Below are 4556 nucleotides of genomic sequence, written 5' to 3'. Positions count from 1 at the left end.
CGCGGGCACCACCAGAAGGCCGACGATCCAGGACAGCACCGTCGCGAACATCAGATTCAGCAGGTCCGGGTCCCACGGGTCGATGGCGATCGCCGTCAGCCAGGTCGCACCGCCGATCGCCAGCCAGGCCGGGACGTGCAGGGCGACCAACCCGACGGAGACCCCCCACGAGGGAACCGGAATGCCGAGCTCCCGGCCAGAGACCCGACGCACCAGCCGCAGCGTGGCCGCCACGACCCGGGGGTGCAACGCCAGAATGCCGATCGGCAGCAGCGCAACGACCGGCTGCCACGCCACCCCGTCTCCTCCGGCCGCACCGGCGACCAGGGCGATCGCGACCGTGAGGATCGCCGCCAGGTACGTCACTCCGATGGACAGCACGGTGCTTGCGTAGGCGACGCTCCCCGCGACGCCACCACGTCGAGCCATCTCGCCGCGCCCGACGACGGGCCAGATGCCACCAGGGACGTACTTGCCGAGCTGACCGACGTAGTAGCGGTACATCGTGTCGAGGTAGCCGCGGCGCGCGCCCAGGATGGCCAGGCAGCGCCGCCAGCCCAAGCCGATGAGGAGCATCCCGAATGCCCCCACCACGGGCGCGAGGACCAGCAGCGCCGGGTCAGCGTCGCTGATCGCGTCTCGGACGTCGTCCCAGCTGCGGACCAGTTCGCGGACGACGAAGGCCACGCCCGCCACGGCGACGAGCGCGCCCACCCACCGAGTCACAGAGCGCATCTGACGAAGCCTCAGCGGAAGATCGAGGTGGTTTCCCGGGTCACGGACTTGCCCGCTTCCCGGTCGCGTCCGCTGCGGAGCACCCGGTGCGTGAACCACTCCCAGTAGCGTGAGACATACCGTCCGAGCTCCTTGGTGGCCTTCCGCCAGAAAAGGTAACGGTACCGGCGGCTCCGCTGCAGCTCCAGCTTGCGCTGCAACTCCTGGTAGAACGTCTCGACCTCGCGCCGTGCCACCGGTTGCGCCGCGGGCTTGTTCGGCCCGTCCATCTTGGGCCGGTGCACCCCGATCTCGTCCAGGTAGTCGGCGTACGCGTACGCGAAGTTTCCGAAGGCGATCCGGGGTTTCTGCGACTCCCGGATCTCATTGACCGTGACCTCGCTGAAGATCACCCGGCCGTCGTCGGCCAGCCGTCGCACCAGCGCATCGCTCTCCTCGCGGCGGTTGATCACCAGGCTGATGCCGGCCTTGGTCCCGAGCGTGCTGGCCAGCCAGGCATCCCCGACGACGATGTCGGCAAGGAAGTTGGCGTGGTTGATACACAGATGGCAGCGCGGCGTGTTGAAACTGCGGTCGAAGGCGACCTGGTACCCGAAGTCCAACCGGCGGCTGGTGGTGTGCTCCTTGCCGTCGTCGGTGAAGATCCGCAGCTTCCCGATGGGGCCGTCGCCGCGGTACGAGATGTCCACGATCCGGTCCGGGTCGACACCCTTGTACTCGCAGATCGCCCGGATGGAGTGCCAGTTGTACTGCCAGCCGCAGAGCAGACCGACACTGGTGTGGATCCGGCCACGCAGGTACGGCTCGTGGGTGAAGATGTAGTTGTAGATGCCCTCCAGCTCGCACGGGATTCCCGCGATCACGTACCGGCCCTCGTTCTCCCGGAGCAGTTCGAGCACCCGATGCTTGGGCAGGTTGTGATAGATCGACCCCGGCAGCCGATCCACCTCGTCCGGGTCGGTGATGAGCCCTGGTTCGAAGTCCAGACCGTCCACGTGCTGAAGCACGATCGCGCCGTCGACGTCGTCCTGTGCCAGCAGGTGGGTGAGGATCTCCTTGATCATCCCGCCCGAGCTGGCCTTGAGATTCCGGTCGACGTCGGTGCTCTGGGCCAGCATGACGCTGTGCACGACGCCGTAGGTGCCCTGCTCGGCGCCCGGGAAGAGCAGATCCTGAAGCTTCTCGAAGTCGACCTGCACCGCGGGGCAGACGTCGGCGGCCGCCTGGTTCCCGGCGTGGCTAGGCTCGAAGATCTGCTTCTCCGGGTGAAGTCTCAGCTCGATCGACGGGTCGGCGAGCACGCAGGCGCCGCAGGCGATGCACAGGTCATTCTCCAGCACGCCACTCAGGTCCGCCGGTCGAGTCATCGTCGCTCCATCGTGTTCTCTCGCGCCCCCGAACGTCTCGGGCCAACTATCGCACCTTGCCGGACGCACCATACGCTGGGCCTGCACGCGCTCGGCTACGGCGGGTGTCCTCGCCGCGCGCGTATGAGCGTCGCAGAGCTGTCACGAACCAAGCGCACGGAGCATCGGAAAGGACCTGCTGGATGAGCACGTACGCGGTCATAGGCGGAACCCTCTGGGGGAACCGCGGCGCGGAGGCCATGGTCGCGACGACGATCGGGCGGGTGCGTGACCATGATCCCGAGGCGTCCTTCCTGATCATGTCCTACTTCCCGGAGCGGGACCGGGAGCTGCTCACGGACCCGGCCGTCCAGGTGGTGGATGCACGTCCGAAGGACACCGTGGTGCAGTGGATGTTCGCGCTGATGGTCCGGATCGCCGGCCTGGTCGGCGTCCGGCTGCCGGACGCGATGCTGCCGCGATCCGTCCGCTCGCTGCGCCGGTGCCGGGCACTATTCGACGTCTCCGGCATCTCCTTCCACGACGGACGGCTGGCGGTCGTGGCGTACAACCTGATGTGCCTCTGGCCGGCCATGCTGCTGAAGGTTCCGGTCGTCCGCCTGTCGCAGGCCATGGGGCCGTTCCGGCATCCGCTGAACCGGCTGCCGGCCCGGGCGATGACGAAGCGGTCCTTCCACACGTTCGCCCGCGGGCGACACACCGCGGACCATCTCCGCCGGCTCGGTGTCCCCGACGGCTCGTGGAGAGTGGCCGCGGACATCGCGTTCGCCTACCGGTCTTCGGACAGTCTGACGTCGGAGAACGTGGAGCGGGTGGACGAGCTGTCGGCGCACCTGGACCGGGTACGCGCGGACGGCACGGACGTCGTCGCGGTCGTGCCCAGCTCCCTGGTCATGCAGAAGATGACCACGGAGGGCGCCGACTACTGCGCGCTGCTCCAGCGCCTGATCCGCCACCTCGGGGATCGCGGAGTTCACGTCGTGGTCATGCCGAACGCGACGCGCGCGGGAGTCGAAGGTCTGCGCAACAACGACCTGGCGGTGATCACGAAGCTACGGGACCGCATCCGCACCGCACCGGACGGTATCGATCCGTCCGCCGTCAGCTACGTCGATTTCGACCTGAACACGGCGTCCATCCGGCGACTCGCACAGCCGTGCACACTGCTCATCACCTCGCGGTTCCATGCCATGGTGGCGGGCTTGGCGCTCGAGGTGCCCACGCTCGTCATGGGGTGGAGCCACAAGTACGAGGAGATCCTCGAGATGTTCGGCTGCGAGGCCGACGCCGTGGACTTCTCCGGCGCCGAACGGCACCTTCTGCCGATGACGGACCGCATGCTGGACGAGAACGACGCCATCCGCGAACGCATCCGCAAGAACCTCCCCGACGTTATTGCATCGGCTCAGTCACAGTTCGATCTCCTAGACCGTCTTCCCACCTAGCGTTCACCTGCCCGGGCTAGCATCACACCGACGTGCTGACCTTTTGGGGGGAATCGAGGTGGTGACGACCGCGCCCGGCGCCCCCCGAGGGCCTCGTGATGTCACACCCGGTGGGGCGCGCCGGCCTGGCATCGTCCTCGCATGGGGATGGGACCGGCTCAGGCTGCTCCGTGGCGAAACGGCGGTCGGCGTCGTCGCCGTGCTTCTGCTCGTGTTCCTGGCAGGTCAGGCGGTCATCGGCGCAACACAGATCGGGATCTCCAACGACGAGCCGATCCACCAAGCCCGGATGAGCCAGTGGTTCGAGACGGGCTGGTATCTGCCGCCCGAGTTCTTCAACGGCGACGGTTCGATCAGGCCGGACATCGAGACCGGGCGGCTACATGCCTACGGGGCCGGGTACGGCATGTTCGGTCATGTCTTCGCCGTGCTGGCCGGCGTCGAGCAATGGGGTGTCACCGAACACAGCGAGGGGGCCTATGCCGCGCGTGGGGTCGCGGTGGCGCTGCTGGGGCTGGCGGCCGCGCTGGCGGTCGGTTACACGCTGCTGGTGGCGACCGGCAGATGGGTCAGTGGTGCATGGGCCGCGGCCGCCACGTTCGCTCTTCCGCTGTGGACCGGCTACAGCATGTTCGCCGTCAAGGACGTGCCGTCCGCGGCGGGATGGACCTTCGTCACCGCGGGCATGATCGTGGCTCTCTATCCACAGGCGCCACGAGATCCTGGAGTCGACTCATCAAGGCGAACGTTCTTCATGAGCGCGGCCGGGCGCCGGACGGGCACCACGGAACAGCGCTCGGGGCAGCGGCCGTTGGCCGTCGGGCTGCTCTGCTTCGCCGGCATGTGGTTCTCGTTCGGCACGAGGACGGCGCTCTGGATTCCCCTGGCCGGCGCAGTGATCCTGTTCGGCATCCTCGTGGCCTGCAGTCCATACCGTCAGCAGCTCATCGGCAATGTGAAGGCGGCCGCCGCCGGGCTGGCCGCCGGCTTCGCCGCCGTCACCGCGCTG

Annotated in this window: 4 protein-coding genes; 2 read left to right on the top strand and 2 right to left on the bottom strand. The window is 67.8% G+C overall.

From position 1 onward, the window contains the following. Both ELR45_RS08210 and ELR45_RS08205 read right to left on the bottom strand, forming a co-directional pair. On the bottom strand, positions 1-735 hold a 735-nt coding region (locus tag ELR45_RS08210), incomplete at its 3' end, for a lysylphosphatidylglycerol synthase transmembrane domain-containing protein (protein ID WP_129665119.1). Positions 736-746: 11 nt separating this feature from the next. Then, entirely contained in the window at positions 747-2102 is a 1356-nt protein-coding gene (locus tag ELR45_RS08205; protein ID WP_165367588.1) for a Coenzyme F420 hydrogenase/dehydrogenase, beta subunit C-terminal domain, read from the bottom strand. Positions 2103-2284: 182 nt separating this feature from the next. Between ELR45_RS08205 and ELR45_RS08200 the strand changes: the two genes are divergently transcribed. Then, positions 2285-3547: a polysaccharide pyruvyl transferase family protein gene (locus ELR45_RS08200; RefSeq protein ID WP_129664967.1), complete on the top strand. Its 1263-nt coding sequence runs from the start codon at positions 2285-2287 to the stop codon at positions 3545-3547. Positions 3548-3608: 61 nt separating this feature from the next. Beyond that, positions 3609-4556 (top strand): hypothetical protein (locus ELR45_RS34795; protein WP_240759280.1); only part of this gene is annotated, 948 nt, incomplete at its 3' end.

This window comes from Phytoactinopolyspora endophytica (assembly GCF_004138495.1).
GTDB classification, from domain to species: Bacteria; Actinomycetota; Actinomycetes; order Jiangellales; family Jiangellaceae; genus Phytoactinopolyspora; species Phytoactinopolyspora endophytica.
This window is presented reverse-complemented; position numbering and strand designations above follow the sequence as displayed.

Coding starts and splice junctions, on each gene's coding strand:
- ELR45_RS08200 (WP_129664967.1), top strand. CDS start 2,285: ATGAGCACGTACGCGGTCATAGGCGGAACCCTCTGGGGGAACCGCGGC.
- ELR45_RS08205 (WP_165367588.1), bottom strand. CDS start 2,102: ATGACTCGACCGGCGGACCTGAGTGGCGTGCTGGAGAATGACCTGTGC.